This is a genomic window from Enterobacter sp. CM29, assembly GCF_013179605.1.
In the GTDB taxonomy this organism is placed as follows: Bacteria; Pseudomonadota; Gammaproteobacteria; order Enterobacterales; family Enterobacteriaceae; genus Enterobacter; species Enterobacter intestinihominis.
The window spans coordinates 12,574-30,730 of record NZ_JABMCU010000026.1 but is presented as its reverse complement, the minus strand read 5'-3'; the positions used below and the strand labels follow the sequence as shown (position 1 = coordinate 30,730).

18 protein-coding genes are annotated in these 18,157 nt (G+C 57.1%); 4 read left to right on the top strand and 14 right to left on the bottom strand.

The annotated features are described in order from the left end of the window. Together yigL and pldB are read right to left on the bottom strand one after the other, a co-directional pair. Positions 1 to 663 (bottom strand): sugar/pyridoxal phosphate phosphatase YigL (yigL, locus tag HP459_RS05615; RefSeq protein WP_171936008.1); only part of this gene is annotated, 663 nt, incomplete at its 3' end. 31 nt (positions 664 to 694) lie between these two features. Then, complete coding sequence (gene pldB / locus HP459_RS05610) at positions 695 to 1,687, bottom strand: lysophospholipase L2 (RefSeq protein ID WP_022646668.1); 993 nt, start codon at positions 1,685 to 1,687, stop codon at positions 695 to 697. Between the two features lie 111 nt (positions 1,688 to 1,798). On the opposite strand from pldB, the gene rhtB reads away from it, so the two are divergent. Beyond that, a complete protein-coding gene (rhtB, locus tag HP459_RS05605; protein WP_006812363.1) occupies positions 1,799 to 2,419 on the top strand; it encodes a homoserine/homoserine lactone efflux protein in 621 nt (206 codons plus the stop codon). Here the strand turns inward: rhtB and rhtC are convergent. The 3 genes from rhtC to pldA form a co-directional block, all read right to left on the bottom strand. After that, positions 2,416 to 3,036: a threonine export protein RhtC gene (gene rhtC, locus HP459_RS05600; protein WP_006179256.1), complete on the bottom strand. Its 621-nt coding sequence runs from the start codon at positions 3,034 to 3,036 to the stop codon at positions 2,416 to 2,418. The two genes, rhtB and rhtC, sit on opposite strands and share 4 nt — an antisense overlap. 61 nt (positions 3,037 to 3,097) lie before the next feature. Beyond that, positions 3,098 to 4,927 carry an ATP-dependent DNA helicase RecQ gene (recQ, locus tag HP459_RS05595; protein WP_161177376.1) on the bottom strand — a complete coding sequence of 610 codons (1,830 nt, stop codon included), beginning with the start codon at positions 4,925 to 4,927 and terminating at the stop codon, positions 3,098 to 3,100. Between the two features lie 90 nt (positions 4,928 to 5,017). Further along, complete coding sequence (gene pldA, locus HP459_RS05590; RefSeq protein ID WP_022646666.1) at positions 5,018 to 5,887, bottom strand: phospholipase A; 870 nt, start codon at positions 5,885 to 5,887, stop codon at positions 5,018 to 5,020. A 160-nt stretch (positions 5,888 to 6,047) separates the two neighbouring features. Here pldA and yigI point away from each other — a divergent pair, with 160 nt between their 5' ends. Then, positions 6,048 to 6,515, top strand: a complete 468-nt coding sequence (yigI, locus tag HP459_RS05585) for an acyl-CoA thioesterase YigI (RefSeq protein ID WP_006812366.1) — start codon at positions 6,048 to 6,050, stop codon at positions 6,513 to 6,515. A gap of 51 nt (positions 6,516 to 6,566) precedes the next feature. Then, positions 6,567 to 7,463, top strand: coding sequence for an EamA family transporter RarD (gene rarD / locus HP459_RS05580; RefSeq protein ID WP_023305230.1), 897 nt, complete (start codon positions 6,567 to 6,569; stop codon positions 7,461 to 7,463). Between the two features lie 43 nt (positions 7,464 to 7,506). On the opposite strand, the gene corA is transcribed toward rarD, so the two are convergent. The 8 genes from corA to HP459_RS05545 form a co-directional block, all read right to left on the bottom strand. Further along, a complete protein-coding gene (corA, locus tag HP459_RS05575; RefSeq protein ID WP_003860807.1) occupies positions 7,507 to 8,457 on the bottom strand; it encodes a magnesium/cobalt transporter CorA in 951 nt (316 codons plus the stop codon). 150 nt (positions 8,458 to 8,607) lie between these two features. Further along, positions 8,608 to 8,664 carry a YsgD/CorL family protein gene (ysgD, locus tag HP459_RS23355; RefSeq protein ID WP_212743980.1) on the bottom strand — a complete coding sequence of 19 codons (57 nt, stop codon included), beginning with the start codon at positions 8,662 to 8,664 and terminating at the stop codon, positions 8,608 to 8,610. 149 nt (positions 8,665 to 8,813) lie between these two features. After that, positions 8,814 to 10,976 carry a DNA helicase II gene (gene uvrD, locus HP459_RS05570; RefSeq protein ID WP_017383586.1) on the bottom strand — a complete coding sequence of 721 codons (2,163 nt, stop codon included), beginning with the start codon at positions 10,974 to 10,976 and terminating at the stop codon, positions 8,814 to 8,816. 79 nt (positions 10,977 to 11,055) lie between these two features. Then, positions 11,056 to 11,772, bottom strand: a complete 717-nt coding sequence (gene yigB / locus HP459_RS05565) for a 5-amino-6-(5-phospho-D-ribitylamino)uracil phosphatase YigB (RefSeq protein WP_022646664.1) — start codon at positions 11,770 to 11,772, stop codon at positions 11,056 to 11,058. Further along, complete coding sequence (gene xerC / locus HP459_RS05560; protein WP_171936007.1) at positions 11,772 to 12,674, bottom strand: tyrosine recombinase XerC; 903 nt, start codon at positions 12,672 to 12,674, stop codon at positions 11,772 to 11,774. The genes yigB and xerC overlap by 1 nt, the downstream gene beginning before the upstream one ends. After that, positions 12,671 to 13,378, bottom strand: coding sequence for a DUF484 domain-containing protein (locus HP459_RS05555; protein WP_023295731.1), 708 nt, complete (start codon positions 13,376 to 13,378; stop codon positions 12,671 to 12,673). The genes xerC and HP459_RS05555 overlap by 4 nt, the downstream gene beginning before the upstream one ends. After that, complete coding sequence (gene dapF, locus HP459_RS05550; RefSeq protein ID WP_022646661.1) at positions 13,375 to 14,199, bottom strand: diaminopimelate epimerase; 825 nt, start codon at positions 14,197 to 14,199, stop codon at positions 13,375 to 13,377. The genes HP459_RS05555 and dapF overlap by 4 nt, the downstream gene beginning before the upstream one ends. A 35-nt stretch (positions 14,200 to 14,234) precedes the next feature. Then, complete coding sequence (locus tag HP459_RS05545) at positions 14,235 to 14,438, bottom strand: lipoprotein (RefSeq protein WP_006812373.1); 204 nt, start codon at positions 14,436 to 14,438, stop codon at positions 14,235 to 14,237. Positions 14,439 to 14,573: 135 nt separating this feature from the next. Here HP459_RS05545 and cyaY point away from each other — a divergent pair, with 135 nt between their 5' ends. After that, positions 14,574 to 14,894 carry an iron donor protein CyaY gene (gene cyaY / locus HP459_RS05540; RefSeq protein ID WP_032626549.1) on the top strand — a complete coding sequence of 107 codons (321 nt, stop codon included), beginning with the start codon at positions 14,574 to 14,576 and terminating at the stop codon, positions 14,892 to 14,894. A gap of 370 nt (positions 14,895 to 15,264) precedes the next feature. Here the strand turns inward: cyaY and cyaA are convergent, their stop codons facing one another. Then, the gene (cyaA, locus tag HP459_RS05535; protein WP_022646660.1) at positions 15,265 to 17,808 is read right to left on the bottom strand and encodes a class I adenylate cyclase; all 2,544 of its coding nucleotides are present in this window, start codon (positions 17,806 to 17,808) and stop codon (positions 15,265 to 15,267) included. Positions 17,809 to 18,157: the final 349 nt, after the last annotated feature.

Sequence of the window (18,157 nt, the reverse complement as noted above, 5' to 3'; positions counted from 1 at the left end):
CATCTCGGCATCGTTCATGCCATCGCCGAACGCGATGCAGTCTTTCAGATCAAAGCCCAGACGCTTCGCGACCGCTTCCAGCGCGTGACCTTTGGACACCCCGCCCGCCATCACTTCCAGACAAGTCAGCGTGGAGAAGCTCACGTTCACGCAGTCTCCCCAGCGGGCGTTGATCGCCTGCTCCAGCGGAAGCAGCGCTTCGTGACTTTCGCAGGTAAAGAACACCTTGCTGATCCCTTCAGGATCCAGCAAACCCGGTTCATACAGGGAGTAGTTGAAGACGGCTTCCTTGAAGAAACGCATTTCGTCCGGGCGATGACGGTTCATAAACCACTCGTCGTCGCGATAAACGTTAGTGACGATATCCGGGTTGTTATGCACAATGCCGAACAAATCAGTGGCGATGTCGCGATCGAGATTGTGGGTAAAAATCAGGTTGCCGTCCGTGTCGTGTACGCGCGCACCGTTGGAGGTGATCATGTACGACTTGATCTCCAGGTTATCGCGGATCTGCCCCACGTCCACGTGGTGGCGGCCGGTGGCGAACACAAAGTTCACGCCGCGGGCAGTCAGGAGTTTTAAGGTCTCTTTCGCATAAGGCGACAGGGTGTGGTCGGGGGAAAGCAGCGTGCCATCTAAATCAGATGCAACAACCTGGTACATAGGGATTTCAACCTCTGGTGGAAAACAATAATCAGTTATGCCTGTTGAAAAATTCAACAATGGCGTTGAGCGCGACTGAGCGCATAGCGTCCTTTTCAAAAAGGATCTCATGGTACGCACCGTTGATGACCAGCGGTTTACCCCCTTCACAGGGATGGCCCGCCGCGGCGCGAAGTTCACAATAGCGGTCATGCATGCGGTTATCCACCACACGCTCTTCTTCCGCCTGGATCAGAAGCGTCGGCGTGTCATCATCGCCTACGCCCGCCAGCACCTGCTCACCGGCATGAATACCTTCCCGCACCCAGTGCCAGGTGGGGCCGCCGACCCGCAGACGCGGTTCATCGGCATAAAAACGCAGGTTGCGGCGATAACGCTGCCGACTGTGGGTTAACACGTTGATGGCAAACGGCAACGCCCGCCAGCGTCCTGTTCCTATGGCATAGCCTTCACGAATGCGCTGATGGCCCTCAGCCCAGTCGAGAAGATGGCGCACCATCCAGTCAGGAAAACGTATCACAATGCCGTACATCGGCGCGGTCAGCGCAATGGCGTCGCACTGGTGCTTATGGCGCTGCAAAAACAACGTCGAGATCGCGCCCCCCATGGAGTGGGCAAGAATATAACGCTTGCGCCACGGTCCGGGCTGCACTTCCTGCTGCCAGAACGCGGCCAGATCGTCGACGTAATCGCTGAAGTTATCCACGTGGCCGCGATGGGTATCCGGCAGCATCCGGCCGGAAAGCCCCTGCCCGCGATGGTCGATAATTAACACATCAAAGCCCAGATGGAACAGGTCATACGCCAGCTCGGCATATTTGATATAGCTTTCGATGCGCCCGGGGCAAACCACAATCACCCGGTCATTTTTTTCATCATGGAAACGAACGAAGCGTACCGGGATATCCCCGACGCCCATAAACTCATCTTCCTCACGCTGGCGCCAGAAATCGGTCAGCGGCCCCATGGAGAAAGCAGCAAATGCGTTTTCTCGTGTTTCCCAGTCCTTTTTCTGCTGAAACATTGGGTTTCCACCCCCCGTAATTCAGGGAATATCGTTTTTTTCGTCACCGGTCACAAAATGACTCAACAATAGCGTATTGTGGCATAAAAACAGACGATCCGGGAGTTTCAAATGACCTTCGAGTGGTGGTTCGCTTACCTGCTGACATCCATCATCCTCAGCCTTTCACCTGGCTCGGGCGCAATCAACACCATGACCACCTCCATTAATCACGGCTATCGCGGCGCGGCGGCGTCAATTGCCGGTTTACAGACAGGGCTTGGCATTCACATTGTGCTGGTGGGGATTGGTCTGGGCACGCTGTTCTCCCGTTCGGTGCTGGCCTTCGAGGTGCTGAAATGGGCTGGCGCAGCGTATCTTATCTGGCTGGGTATTCAACAGTGGCGCGCCGCAGGCTCGATTGATCTGCATACGCTCTCCCGGACGCAAACACGCGGCCACCTGTTTAAGCGCGCGGTATTCGTTAACCTGACCAACCCGAAAAGCATTGTGTTCCTCGCCGCCCTGTTCCCGCAGTTTATCGTGCCGCATCAGCCCCAGGTGATGCAGTACGTGGTGCTGGGCGCGACAACCATTATTGTCGATATCATTGTGATGATTGGTTACGCGACGCTGGCGCAGCGAATTGCGGCGTGGATCAAAGGGCCTAAGCAGATGAAGGCCCTGAACAAAGTCTTTGGTTCGCTGTTTATGCTGGTTGGCGCGCTGCTTGCGTCAGCGCGTCATGCTTAGCGAGAAATGATGAGATGAATGCCGAAGCCGGCGAACAGTGCGCCGGCAAAGCCGTCGATCCACTTCGCGATGCGCTGGTAGCCGCGACGCATCGCCGGTAAAGCAAACAGGCTTGCCACAACGGTAAACCAGGCGAACGTCTCAACAACGATTAGCAGGAAGATCCCCCAGCGCGCGCCCGCACCGACGTTATCCCCCACAAACAGCGAGAACACAGAGCCGAAGTAAATAATCGCTTTCGGGTTCGCCAGGTTAGTCAGCAGCCCTTTCACAAAGCTACGGCCGCCCGTTGCCAGCTCAACCTTTGGCTCTTCCGGCTTTTTCTCTTCTTTCTTCAGCGCCCCGCGCAGCATCTGGTAGCCCATCCAGCACAGGTACAGACCGCCGCCAACCATGATGATGTTATGCAGCCACGCCATTTTCGCCAGGATCAGGTTCAGACCAAGCAGCGCAACCGCCGCCCAGACCATAACGCCCATGGTGATACCGAGCACACCCATCATCGCCTCTTTGCGGGAGCGGCTGACGGCCGTTTGTGACACGAAGAAGAAGTCAGGGCCAGGGCTCATCAGCGCAACGATGTGCACTAACGCCACGGTGAGAAATAGCATTAACATAATTAGCTCGCGGGGAAATAATGTAGTGAGTCATCATCCTGGCACTTTTTCGCCCGGCTGACTACTCCTCATCATCACCATCAGCGTGGGAACGGATAAGCGCCATAAACTCTTTACCAAAGCGCTCCAGTTTGCGCGTGCCGACGCCGTTGACGCTGAGCATCTCGCTGGCGCTGAGTGGCATTTGCTCGGCCATCTCGATCAGCGTCGCGTCATTGAACACCACGTATGGCGGGATGTTCTCTTCATCGGCAATGGCTTTACGCAGCTTGCGCAGCTTGGCGAACAGCTTGCGATCGTAGTTGCCGCCGTAGGATTTCTGCATCACGCGCGGCTTCAGGGCGACGACGCGCGGAACGGCGAGCTTCAGTTCAACCTCACCGCGCAGGACCGGTCGCGCCGCTTCGGTAAGCTGAAGCGCAGAGTGCTGAGCAATATTTTGCGTGGCAAAGCCGAGATGGATCAGCTGGCGGATGATGCTTACCCAGTGCTCATGGCTCTGGTCTTTCCCGATGCCGTAAACCGGCAGCTTGTCGTGACCCATGTCGCGGATACGCTGGTTGTTAGCCCCACGCAGCACTTCGACGACGTAGCCCATCCCAAAGCGCTGGTTCACGCGTCCGATAGTCGAGAGCGCTTTGCGCGCGTCCATCAGACCGTCGTACTGCTTCGGCGGGTCGAGGCAGATATCGCAGTTGCCGCACGGCGCCTGACGCCCTTCACCAAAGTAGTTGAGCAGCACCAGACGGCGGCAGGTTTGCGCTTCGGCGAAGGCACCCATCGCGTTAAGCTTGTGGCGTTCGATATCCTGCAACTGCCCCTGCGGTTTCTCCTCGAGACAGCGGCGCAGCCACGCCATATCCGCCGGATCGTAAAACAGCATCGCTTCCGCAGGCAGGCCATCACGCCCGGCGCGGCCGGTTTCCTGATAGTAGGATTCGATATTGCGCGGGATATCAAAGTGCACCACAAAGCGCACGTTAGGCTTGTTGATCCCCATCCCGAACGCCACCGTTGCGACCACGATTTGCAGGTCGTCACGCTGGAATTTTTCCTGTACTTCGGCGCGGATGTGGTTTTCTAACCCGGCATGGTATGCCGCCGCGCTAAAGCCGCGATTTTGCAGACGCGCAGCGGTGTCTTCCACCTTCGCGCGGCTGTTGCAGTAGATGATGCCGGACTTGCCGCGCTGCTCCTGCACGTAGCGCAGGAGCTGATCCAGCGGCTTGAATTTTTCCATCAGCATATAGCGGATGTTCGGCCGGTCGAAGCTGCTGACCTGAATATAGGGGTCTTTCAGCCCCAGCAGGCGAACGATGTCCTGACGCGTGGTGTCATCCGCCGTGGCGGTAAGCGCCATAAACGGCAGCTCAGGGAAGCGCTGACGCAGTTGGCCGAGGGCGGCATATTCCGGGCGGAAATCGTGCCCCCACTGGGAGATACAGTGCGCTTCATCCACCGCCAGCAGCACCGGGTTCCAGTGCGCCAGGTGATCGAGGAAGTTGTCCAGCATCAGGCGCTCTGGCGCGATATACAGCAGGCGGATCTGCCCGGTGCGGCACCCGGCCATCACCTCTTGCTGCTGCTCGCGGGTTTGCGTCGAGTTAAGACAGGCCGCCGCCACGCCGTTGGCAAGCAGCTGGTCGACCTGGTCTTTCATCAGGGAAATAAGGGGGGAGACCACAACCGTCAGGCCATTAAGTACCAGCGCGGGCACCTGATAGCAGAGCGATTTTCCGCCGCCGGTCGGCATGACCACCAGGCAATCGCGGCCTTCCAGCACGGTTTCAATGATGGTTTCCTGGCCAGGACGGAACTGCTGGTAGCCAAAGGTTTCATGCAAAACCTGTTTAGCCAGCGATTCCTGATTCAATACTTCCGCCTGCGCCACGTTAACCCCATATGCCAGAAATGAAACAGGCGCTATTTTCAGCGCCTGAGAGAGAAACTTCAACGTTTAACGCAAAAACATTCGAGCAGCTTAGAAAATATCGTTCAGCATGACGCCCACACCAACGCGGGTCTGGTTGAAGTTATAGTCGATCAGCGATTCGCCATAACCGCTATACACCTGGGTATAGAGACGAACGTGTTTCGTCACCGGGTAGCTCAGGCCCAACTCTGCGCCGCCGTAGCCGGTATTCCAGTTGTACTGCCCTTTGGCGCTCAGCACCGCGTCACCCAGCTGATAGCCCACTTTAAGCTGATAATAGCCCATGTATTTGGTGATATCAGGATTGTCATCGGTGCTGCCCACCACGTACCACGGCTTCACTTCCACCATGAAATTGCCGTTCTGCGCCATCAGACGCGTATAAACGCGATTCCAGCTGCGTGAGGTTGGGTCGGAACGACCGTTGGAATCGTGGTTATAGCCCACCTCCACGTCTCGCAGCGTCCAGCCTGCAAACTCATAATCAGTGGCGAAACCGAGGAACAGCTGCGGTTCATAGTTGGTTTCGCGGAACGGTGAAGATTCCCCGCTGTTGGAGAGCTGCCACCATGACTTCTGCGTGTAAGATGCACCAAGCACCGAGTTCGGCCCCAGGATGCCGCGCCATAACGGGAAGGCCAGGCTGAGCTGGAACTTCACCTCATCTTTACGCGCATTGTCAGACCAGTTATAGGAACTTATCGCCTCTTTGTTGAGATCGCTGGTCTGGGTATAGATCACGTAGTTTGTGTCATAGGGGTAGAGCGTGAACGGATTGTCATGCTCCTGAAGCATATTGGCGATGATGCTGCCCTGAACGGCAGGTTTATCATGCACTTCTTTGATCGTCGCTTCCTGCGCATATGCTGTGAGGGGCAGCGCAACCGCCGCCAGTAACCAACCCAGATACGTCCGCATCGGTGGTGTTCTCCTGAAATTGTGACATTTAATGAATAGTTTTGTCCGGGCATTCTACAGACTTCTGCGATAACTTCCGCTTCCTCGTTTCTTAAAGTGGCATTCCTTTATCCTGAAGCATAAAATCAACATTTTGTTAACAACAAGGATGCCACGTCAGATGTCAGCCACACTCACCGCCGAAGAAACCTTAAAGCTCGTGGGCGAGATTTTTGTGTATCACATGCCATTCAACCGTGCACTGGGTCTTGAGCTGGAGCGATACGAAAAAGACTTCGCTCAGCTGAGTTTCAATAATCAGCCAATGATGGTCGGTAACTGGGCGCAAAGCATTTTGCACGGCGGGGTGATTGCCTCTGCGCTGGACGTGGCGGCCGGTCTGGTGTGCGTGGGCAGCACGCTGACGCGCCATGACACCATCAACGAAGATGAGTTACGCCAGCGCCTGTCGCGCATGGGAACCATCGATTTACGCGTCGACTATCTGCGTCCGGGACGCGGAAACCGCTTCACCTGCACCAGCAGCCTGCTGCGCGCCGGGAATAAAGTTGCCGTCGCCCGCGTTGAGCTGCATAACGAGGAGCAGGTTTATATTGCCAGCGCAACCGCCACTTATATGGTGGGTTGAGGCGGCAAATTCGGGTAAAATTATTTCACTTTTTTGTAACGGATTTTCCCGATGGATGCTAAACAGACGCGGCAGGGCGTTTTACTCGCTCTTGCCGCTTATTTTATTTGGGGTATCGCGCCGGCGTACTTCAAGCTTATCGCCTATGTCCCGGCGGACGAGATCCTCACTCACCGCGTCATCTGGTCGTTTTTCTTTATGATTGCGCTGATGAGCATCAGCCGTCAGTGGTCAGGCGTCAAAACGCTACTGAAAACCCCGAAGAAGGTCTTCCTGCTTGCCCTCTCTGCGGTGCTGATTGGCGGAAACTGGCTGCTGTTTATCTGGGCGGTGAATAACCATCACATGCTCGAAGCCAGCCTGGGGTACTTCATTAACCCGCTGGTGAACATCGTGCTGGGGATGATTTTCCTCGGCGAACGTTTCCGCCGGATGCAGTGGGTGGCGGTGATTCTGGCCCTCTGCGGCGTGCTGGTGCAGCTGTGGACCTTCGGTTCACTGCCGGTTATCGCCCTGGGGCTGGCGTTCAGCTTTGCCTTCTACGGCCTGGTGCGTAAAAAAATCGCCGTGGAAGCGCAGACGGGAATGCTGTTTGAAACCCTGTGGCTGCTGCCTGTCGCCGCGATCTACCTGTTCGGTATTGCCGACAGCGCCACCAGCCACATGAGCAGCAACCCATGGTCGCTGAACCTGATGCTGATGGCGGCGGGCGTGGTCACGACGATTCCCCTGCTGTGCTTCACCGGCGCGGCAACGCGTCTGCGTCTCTCGACGCTTGGCTTCTTCCAGTACATTGGTCCGACGCTGATGTTCCTGCTGGCGGTGGTGTTTTACGGCGAGGTGCCGGGTGCGGATAAGATGGTGACGTTTGCCTTTATCTGGGTGGCGCTGGCGATTTTCGTTGCGGATGCAATTTATACCCAGCGCAGGACTCGCAGAGGAATTTAGGTGCTTTGTAGGGCGGGTAAGCGCAGCGCCACCCGCCTGATTTTTACAACCAGTTCTTCCGCTTGAAGTACAGGTACGGCGCCAGCCCGGCGAGGATCATAAAGATAATCGCCCCCGGGTAGCCAAAGCTCCACTTCAGCTCCGGCATAAACTCAAAGTTCATCCCGTAGCTGGATGCCACCAGCGTCGGCGGCAGGAACACCACGGAAACCACCGAGAAGATCTTGATGATGCGGTTCTGCTCGATGTTGATAAAGCCCATTGCCGCCTGCATCAGGAAGTTGACCTTCTGGAACAGGGATTCGTTGTGCGGTAGCAGGGATTCAATATCGCGTAAGATCTCACGCGCCTGCTCCAGCTGACCGCCCGGCAGACGCGCCTTGCGAACCAGGAAATTCAGCGCGCGCTGGGTATCCATCAGACACAAACGCACCTTCCAGCCGATATCTTCCAGCTCTGCAAGCGTGGACAACGCTTCGTCGTACTCATCGCCCTGATGGCCTTCCATGATCACGCGGCTCAGCTTTTCCAGGTCGCTGTAGATGTTTTCGATTTCATCCGCCAGCTGTTCGATTTTGGTTTCGAACAGATCCAGCAGCAGCTCATAGGCGTTACCGTCCATCATCGCCTGGCTGCGGGCGCGCATGCGGTAGAGACGAAACGCAGGCAGTTCGCGCTCGCGCAGGGTGAACAGGCGGCCATCGCGGATGGTAAACGCCACGGTGGAGTTCCCCGCGTGGTCTTCGGCATCTTCGAAGAAGAAGAAGGAGTGAATGTGCAGGCCGTCTTCGTCTTCAAAAAAACGGGCGGATGCTTCGATGTCTTCCAGTTCCGGGCGTGTCGCCAGGCTTTGCCCCAGTTCAGATTGTACGCGAAGGCGCTCATCGTCGTCCGGCTCGACCAGATCCACCCATACGGCATCAATGAGGGGCTGTGACTCTTCGGCTTCAAGCCGAGTCAGTCGGTTATTTTCGAGTTGAAATGCGCTCAACATGACCGGGACTCCCAATGCAAAAAATATCGGACAGTTCGGTGGGCACACAGAAACAAATTGGGTTTCAGACCATTAAACAGCCTGACTCAGCGCGACGGGAATGATGCAGTCGCTGACAACCACTAAGGCCATCAGCAAGAGGAGATAGCCTTAGGAGTTGTTCCTGGATGACAGGGAATTGAGCCAGTATCTACTGGGTGTGTCCAAGGCGAATGTCCTCTTAGCGTAATCGTGCGCGCATGTTACGCCAGCAATAACTGTGGCGTCAACACGCAACGGAACGCTGAAGGGCATTAATTGACCTTCAACGTATAAGGCTAGCAGATTATTACAAAATAGTGATATTTTTCTGAAAGTTACACACTTTCCAGCTTGGCATAGGCTGCCACCAGCCATTTGATCCCCTGCCCCTGGAACGCGACCTGCAAACGGCTGTGCTCGCCGCTGCCTTCCAGATTGACGATGGTGCCTTCGCCAAACTTCGAGTGGCGCACGCGCTGGCCCAGCTTGTAACCGGTATCGGTTTCAGAGATTGGCGAGCCCATACGCTGATGACTGACCGGACGGCTGATGCTGGCGCGCAGGCGCACCTCTTCCACACACTCTTCCGGCAGTTCGCCGATAAAGCGCGACGGACGGTGATACACTTCTTTCCCGTACAGGCGGCGGGTTTCCGCGTAGGTCAGGGTCAGTTTCTGCATCGCACGGGTCACGCCCACGTAGGCCAGACGACGCTCCTCTTCCAGACGCCCGCCTTCATCCAGCGACATCTGGCTCGGGAACATCCCCTCTTCCATCCCGACGATGAACACCTGCGGGAACTCCAGACCTTTCGCGGAGTGCAGGGTCATCAGCTGAACCGCATCCTGCCAGGTATCGGCCTGCCCTTCACCCGCCTCCAGCGCGGCGTGAGAGAGGAATGCCTGCAACGGCATCAGGTCTTCGTCTTCTTCGTTGTAGCTGAACTGGCGCGTTGCCGTCACCAGCTCCTCTAAGTTCTCAATACGGGTCTGGCCCTTCTCGCCTTTTTCCTGCTCGTACATGGTGCGCAGGCCGGAATCTTTGATCACCCGGTCGGTCTGGACGTGCAGCGGCATGTCGGCCGTTTCCTGCGCCAGCGCGTCGATTAACTCCAGAAAGCGTTGCAGTGCGCTGGCGGCGCGCCCGGCGAGGGCTTTTTCCTGTAACAACTCGCGGCATGCCTGCCACAACGTGAGCTGACGATCGCGCGAGGCCTGACGCACCACGTCCAGCGTACGATCGCCGATGCCACGCGTCGGCGTGTTCACCACGCGCTCAAACGCCGCATCGTCGTTACGGTTGGCAATCAGACGCAAATACGAGAGCGCATCTTTGATCTCCTGACGTTCGAAGAAGCGCATACCGCCATAAATGCGGTACGGCATGCTCACCTGTAACAGCGCCTCTTCCAGCACGCGCGACTGGGCGTTGCTGCGATAGAGAATGGCACACTGCTCCAGCGCACCGCCGTTCTCCTGCCAGGTTTTAATGCGGTTCACCACGAAGCGGGCTTCGTCGAGCTCGTTGAAGGCGCAGTAAATCGAAATCGGTTCGCCGTCGACGCCATCGGTCCACAGCTTTTTACCCAGGCGCCCGTTGTTGTTCTCAATCAGGGCGTTGGCCGCGCTCAGTATGTTGCTGGTAGAACGGTAGTTCTGCTCCAGACGGATGGTTTGCGCGCCGGGGAAATCGTTGAGAAAGCGCTGGATGTTCTCCACCTGCGCGCCGCGCCAGCCGTAGATAGACTGGTCGTCATCGCCCACGATCATCACCTTGCCGGTATCCCCGGCCAGCAGGCGGATCCACGCGTACTGAATGTTGTTGGTATCCTGGAATTCGTCCACCAAAATGTTGGTGAAGCGTTCACGGTAGTGTTGCAGGATATGTGGTTTGTTGAGCCACAGCTCGTGGGCGCGCAGCAGCAGTTCGGCGAAATCCACCAGACCGGCGCGATCGCACGCTTCCTGATAGGCCTTGTAGACGTTCTGCCAGGTCTGCTCAACCGGGTTACCGAAGCTTTGAATGTGGTGCGGACGCAGCCCTTCGTCTTTCTGACCGTTGATGTACCACATCGCCTGACGCGGCGGCCACTGCTTCTCGTCGAGGTTCATCGCCTTGATCAGACGTTTCAGTAAGCGCAGCTGGTCTTCGCTGTCGAGGATCTGGAAATCCTGCGGCAGGTTAGCGTCCATATGGTGCGCGCGCAGCAGACGGTGCGCCAGGCCGTGGAAGGTGCCAACCCACATGCCGCCCTGGCTGGTGCCCATCAGCTGTGCGATACGGTGGCGCATCTCCGCCGCCGCCTTGTTGGTGAACGTCACGGCCATAATCGAGTACGGCGAGCAGTTCTCCACGCTCTGTAGCCAGGCGATACGGTGAACCAGCACGCGCGTCTTACCACTGCCCGCTCCAGCCAGTACCAGCAGGTTTGTACGCGAGGCGGCAACCGCGTCACGCTGTTTGTCATTAAGGCTGTCGAGCAGGTAAGAAACGTCCATTGGCACCGTCACGTCATGTCGGGCGGGCAAATGTTTCCATTCGCCAAAACCCTGTTAATTTATACAGAACAATTGATGATTATATCAGCGTCGTGAGGGATGCCAACCGTGAAATTTCCACGTGCGGCAGAAGACGGCTATCCGGGGTAGTCATCAGATCGGCATTTTCCGGCTTGATCCAGCAGGCCTGCATGCCGCAGCGGATCGCCCCGGCGACGTCCGTGGTCAGGTCGTCGCCCACGTGCAGGATCTCACCGAGCGGCAAATCCAGTTTTTCCGCCGCCAGATGATACATATCGTTGAACGGCTTCGAGCGTCCGTGCGGGCCCGCGCGCAGCACGAACTGAAAATAGTTCCCCAGACCAAACAGTTCAGGCTGAGCGTTGCCGTTGGTAATGGCGACCAGCGGCCACTTTTCGGCGAGCTTCGCCAGCGTGTCGTGGGTCTCCTGCGGCACGTCGATTCGGCTGCGCCATTTGGCGAAGTTTTCCATGGCCGCTTCAGCACCCATGGCCGCGTCCTGCGCGCTCAGGCCGGCATTGAGCATCGCCTGCTCAACCGCACGGCGGCGCCATTCGGTCACGTCATGATAAATTTCCGGCTCGGTTTCCCGCAGGGACTGACGCAGCTTCTGGAACTCTTTGTTCTGGATCGCTTTCAGCGCAGGATGGTAGTTTTGCACAAACGCCAGCGACTCCTGCTCGGTACGCAGGATCACTGGGCGGTTGTCGTAAAGGGTGTCATCAAGATCAAACGTCAGGGCTGAGATCTGACCGAGTGGGCGGTAAAAACGCATTATTTCCCCCGTTTGGCGCGTGGATGCGCCGCGTCATACACCGAGGCAAGGTGTTGGAAGTCTAAGTGGGTATAGATTTGGGTGGTCGACAGATTCGCGTGACCAAGCAGCTCCTGTACGCCGCGCAGGTCGCCGCTTGATTCCAGCATGTGCGTCGCAAAAGAGTGGCGCAGCTTATGCGGGTGAACGTGGCTGTTCAGCCCCTGCTTAATGCCCCACTCCGCAAAGCGCTTCTGCACGTTACGCGCCGAGATCCGCTTGCCGAGCTTCGACAGGAACAGCGCATCCTCTTCCGCGCCAAACAGACCGCGCAGATCCAGCCAGTGCTCAATCCAGGAGACCGCATTGCGGCCGATCGGCAGGCGGCGCTCTTTGCTGCCCTTGCCCATCACCCACACTTCGCCAGATTCCAGATCGAGGTGCTTTAAGTCGAGGTTCACCAGCTCAGAGAGACGCAGGCCCGCGCCGTACATCACCTCCAGCATCGCACGGTCGCGCACGGCCAGCGGATCGTTAAGATCGATATCCAGCAGGCGGTTTACGTCGTCGACGTCGATATTTTTCGGCAGATGACGCGGGGCCTTTGGCGTGGCGATCCCTTTTGCCGGGTTGGCTTTCAGACCGCCCTGGCTGACCAGCCAGTCGAAGAAACTGCGCAGGGCAGAGAGCCGGAGCGCCAGGCTCGCCGGGCTTAAGTTTTTTTTACGGCTACGCACAACGAAGCCGCGAACCGTGGCGGCGTCACATTGTTGCCAGCTTTTCAGGCCGATTCCATCGGCAATCTGCATGATGGCATCAAGCTGACGCTGATAGTTGAGCAGCGTAATAGGGCTAAGCTGGCGTTCTACGCCAAGATAGCGCAGAAAACGGGTGACGTCAGTGGCGAGCAGTCCGTCCGTCATACGCGCTCAATCCAGCGCTCCAGCAGCTCAGGCAGCATCAGGGCGATCTCCTGCAACAGTTGCGTACCCTGCCCCTGTTCATAGTGATGCGCGTCGCGGCTGGTAAATAACATCACGCCCAGGTCACCATCGCGCCCCATCAGCGACATCGCCACCGAGCCGATAGCTTTGGCTTCCGGCAGCACCACCAGCAGTTCTGGCCCGTTAAGCGGCCCCAGATAGTGGTGCTCATGGCCCAGACGCTGAATGCGCAGCGGCTCAAACGCCTGACGGCTCAGCGCCAGATGGGTAAACCCGGACGGCGCGCCAATGCGCCAGCGGTCAGGGAAGAGACGGATCGTCGCGCCTGCCAGCCCCAGCTCGCGCGCCCAGCGATGGAAGCGGTTGAGGAACTCTTCGAGACTGTGCGCGGAAGCCAGACGCGCCTGAAGGTGCAGAAGACGATAGAACAGGCTTTCGTTATTGCTGGCCTGCTCCATCAGCAGCGTCATGTTCTCTTCGAGCTGATTGATGTGGTTGCGCGAGCGCGCCATGTGCCATTCAACCAGCGACACGGTCTCGCGAACCGGATGCGGTACGCGCATCCTTTCGACGACGCGTGCATTGCGGATAAAAAACTCAGGATTGTGCAGCAGGTAATCCACAACAGCGCTGTCGTCCAGCTCCGTTACAGGTTCCCGCAGTTCTTCCCCTGGTTGCTTCATAGATGGATAAACCCGTCATAAACATGTGTCGCCGGGCCAGTCATGTACAGTGGATGACCCGCTCCTTTCCAGGCGATATCAAGACGCCCGCCCGGTAATTCCACGCGAACCTCTTCCGCCAGTAACCCCTGTGAGATACCGACGGCCACCGCCGCACAGGCACCGCTTCCGCAGGCCTGGGTTTCGCCCGCGCCGCGCTCGTAAACCCGCAGGCGAATGTGTTCACGCTTCACCACCTGCATGAAACCGATGTTCGCCCGCTCCGGGAAGCGCTCGTGGCTTTCCAGCACCGGGCCGAGCGTTTCAACCGCCGCGGTTTGCACATCATCTACCTGAATCACGCAGTGCGGGTTACCCATCGAGACGACGCCGCACAATACTGTCTGCTCGGCGGCACGCATAATATAGGTCTTTTCCGCTTTGTTGGCGCGAAACGGCACGGCAGAGGGTTCGAAGTTCGGCTCGCCCATGTTCACGCGCACCAGTTCGTCGTCGGTGACGCTGAGCACCATCCGGCCATTGGCGGTGCTGACGCGGATATCGCGCTTGTTGGTCAGCCCTTTCAGCCGAACAAAGCGGGCAAAACAGCGCGCGCCGTTGCCGCACTGGGAAACTTCGCTGCCGTCGGCGTTAAAAATGCGATAGTGAAAGTCCAGGTCAGGATCGTAAGGCGGTTCCACCACCAGCAGCTGGTCAAACCCCACGCCCACGTGCCGATCCGCCAGACGACGGATCAGTTCCGGGGAGAAAAAGACATTCTGCGTTACCGCGTCGACGACCATAAAGTCGTTGCCAAGGCCATGCATTTTAGAGAACTGCATCATTTGCTCCATTGCGCGGGTACAGAACGTAATTGTCAGAGATTGACCTGAGTCGGGCCGCCGTTATTGCCGCGATCGTTGGTATCCGGCGTAGATGACTCGATACCACTTTGCACTGGTTTTGTCGGCGGTGGTGCGTTTTTATCCTCTGGCGGGAAGTACAGTGGTCCCTTCAGTCCACAGCCGGTCAGGCTAAACAGAGTGACAAGAACGGCAAGCGTTCGAAAGACGTTTTTCATGTAGAGGTTGCCCGTAAGTTCAAATCTGTTTCTATCATCGCAGGAGAAGACACAAAAGCAAGAGTTTGCCGCTTTCCTGCAACGGGAATTATTTAGCGTTATACTGCCGCCATCACGAAAAACAGGAATAAAACCATGAACGACAGTGAATTTCATCGCCTTGCCGATACCCTGTGGATGACCATCGAAGAGCGTATCGACGAGTGGGACGGCGACAGCGATATCGATTGTGAAATCAACGGCGGGATCCTGACCTTAAGCTTCGAAAACGGCAGCAAGATTATTATTAACCGTCAGGAGCCGCTTCACCAGGTGTGGCTGGCGGCGAAACAGGGCGGCTATCACTTTGATCTAAAAGGTGACGAGTGGATCTGCGACCGCAGCGGCGAAACGTTCTGGGATCTGCTGGAGCAGGCGGCGACGGCGCAGGCGGGTGAGAACGTGAGTTTCAGGTAGTTTTGTTGCCCGGTGGCGGCTACGCCTTACCGGGCCTACAACGGCTCGAACCATAGTCCGGGTAAGCGTGAGCGCCAACCGCAACAGCAGCTCGGACCGTAGGCCGGGTAAGCGTGAGCGCCAACCGCAACAGCAGCTCGGACCGTAGGCCGGGTAAGCGTTAGCGCCAACCGCAACAGCAGCTCGGACCGTAGGCCGGGTAAGCGTTAGCGCCACCCGGCAACAGCAGCTCGGACCGTAGGCCGGGTAAGCGTTAGCGCCACCCGGCAACAGCAGCTCGGAACGTAGGCCGGGTAAGCGTTAGCGCCACCCGGCAACAGCAGCTCGGACCGTAGGCCGGGTAAGCGTTAGCGCCACCCGGCGAAAAGGGTCAGGAGAAATACTGCTGCAACAGCGGCGCAGTTTCCTGGTTAGCGGGCACCGCAGGGGTAATCGCCTGCGTACGGAACGGGATCACCTGCGCTCGTCCATCCACATTCACAATCTGGTAGAACTGCGGCAGGTTGAAGTTGATAAAGCTTGAGCCGTAGGTAAAGCGATCGTGCGAGGATGAATAGAACCGGCTGACGTCGCGCACCAGCTCCTCTTTGCTGCCTTCACAGTGGTGATACACCTCGGCACGGTTGGTTTCATCCAGAATGTAGATATTAAACCCGGCGTTATCGCCCGACTCCTCGAAGAAGAACTGAATAATCCCTTCACTCGCAAAGCCATCCACCACCTGCGGCAGCTTAACGTGGTTGGTTTCCACCTGAACCGACAGGCCATGCAGTTTGTTGTGTGAAATCGCGCCGTAGAATTCAATGGCGTTCTCCAGCTTCTGCACCGACACGTTCAGGCGCTCAAAGAACAGCCCCCAGGTCTGGCCGGAGACGCGCAGCGCTTTAAAGCGTCCGGTTTCATTCCGGGTGCTGGAAAGACGCAATTCGATGCACTCAGACACCAGCTGCTGCACGCGGGTACGAATCAGGCCGCGAAGGTGCTGGCTGTAGCAGAACACCTCCACGCTGTCCGGCGGCGCGGCGTCCTGGTGCATCTTGCCGAGGATCGTTTTCAGCGCCTCGATCATCGCCTGCTCGCCGTTAAAGTGCAGGGTACGCACTTCGTTCCACGAGTTGCGGTACAGCAGATCCACGCTGCCCACCAGGCAGTTTTGCTGCTCACCGAAGCTAAAGACGTCCAGCTTACGGAAGTCAAAGTGAACCACCTGATTGCGGAAGGCCGCCGTCGGGTCGTATTCCAGGTTGACGATGATCGCCAGATGGCGAATCTCACACGGGCTGTAGAGCGCTTTTGGCGTCGGCGCAGGCAGACGCAGTGGGAAGTGGTGCGAGACATCCGCCACCATCTCCTGCAATTTGGCTAAATCGACCACCTCGTTGCCCTTGATAAACAACCGGGTGCGTGAGGTGAGAAGGCCGTTAAACCAGGCCCAGGCCACCAGCTTGTTAAGGTAGCGGTTATACTCCAGCGGCTGATGGCTGATGATCGAATCCATGCTTGGCGCACGGTTGTACAGATACCACCCGGTGCGGTTTGCGCGGCCCGGCGGCACGTAGATAAAGGTCAGATTCGGTTCAGACAGGTCAGGCGAAATCTGTGGGTTCACCAGCGTTACCTTGCCCGGCAACGCTTCAAACGCGGCGTACAGTTTACGGGTCAGCACCCCGATATCCTGTGGGCTGGCAGAAACGCTAAGGTTGTTACGGCGGGCAAAGCGGATCAGGTTGCGGTAGCTCTGCATCATCGCATCAAGCAGCTCGTTGTGCGCCTCGCGCACCTGATCGATTTTCCAGTTGGCGCGGTTGTCGAGCATGGCGAGACGCGCTTCGTCCCATCCCCACTCTTTGACTAACTGGCTGACCACTTCGCGGCGCCAGCCAACGCAGGCGCGCTCGCGGCTCAGTTTTTCACAGACTTTGAGATAGAAACATCGACGCACCAGGTCAAGACGCGTGGCGTCATCAATGGCCGTCAGGTATTCGGTGACGCGTTCCAGCATCATGCAGTAGGCATCAAGCCCGTAGGAGACGATCTCCCCGTCGTGCAGACGCTGCTTAATATCTTTCGCCAGCAGACGCGGGGTGGGGTATTCCCAGGAGTAGGCTTCCAGCAGCAGGGTTTTCAGCACCGCTTTGTAAGGTGAATCAATGCTCTTATAGAGCTGCCAGAGGCTTGCACCAAAGTACTCTTCGGCGGACAGGGAGCTCAGACCGCCCAGATCCAGCCACTCGTTTGGCGTCAGTACGCCCTGCGAGTAAAGCGACATGACGTAGTCGTCATAATTCTCTTCTTCATCGCACGGCACCATATTCCACAGAATACGTTTTCCGGCCAGGCGAACCGCAGTACGGTAAAACTCATCCAGCAACAGAATGTGCTGAGTCGAGCCGCAGTCTTCACCACCCAGACTGCCGCTTTCGTTATGGCGGAAACGGTTTTCATCAATCAGGAAGAAGCTCACTTCCACGCCGAGCGACGCCGCCCAGCTCTCCAGCAGACTGCATTTACGCTGCAACAGCTGGCGCTCTTCATTGTCGAGCCAGGACTGATGGCAGACCCAGATATCCAGGTCAGAAGAACAACTTTGCCCAACCGATGACGTGCTGCCCATGGAGTAAACCCCGGTAATCGGCAGCTCGCCTTTCGGCGAAACCTGCGGCGGCATACCACGGTAAAGCTCAAGTTCAGTCAGATAGTGCTGTTGGGTTTCATCAGGCGTAAAGAGGCAAATGCCCTGGGGAACGTTACCATCGAGGTAACCCGGCATTAGCGGATGGTGATAGTGCAACAATGTCGGCAGTAGACTGTATACCTGCTGGAAAGCAGGGCCCATGGCAGCAAGCGCGCGATCCACACGCAATTGATTGATGGCATCCAGTCTCTGTTTCAGAGTCTCAATATAGAGGTACAAGACGTATCGCCTGATGTTTCCGGGTGTCGCACGCCAGTCAAAACAGAACAAGCAGCGGACCCGCAGTATTTCAAAAAATAACCGTTACCCTTTTTCGCCTTGTTCTTTTCTGGTGGTACAGACGAAAAAATGGTCTAAAACGTGATCAATTTAACACCTTGCCGGTTGACCGTAAAGAAAGATGCGCTACATACAAGTGTAGCACCGTTCTGTACGTGTAAATTCCTGAATACGGCGGTGGCTGACGCGAACGCCGCCCTGTCCCTCTCACTCTTCATCAACCGTAAAACTGCCATCCGAGTGTCAACAATGTTAGGATGGTTAGCGATTGATAATGACGGTAACAAGC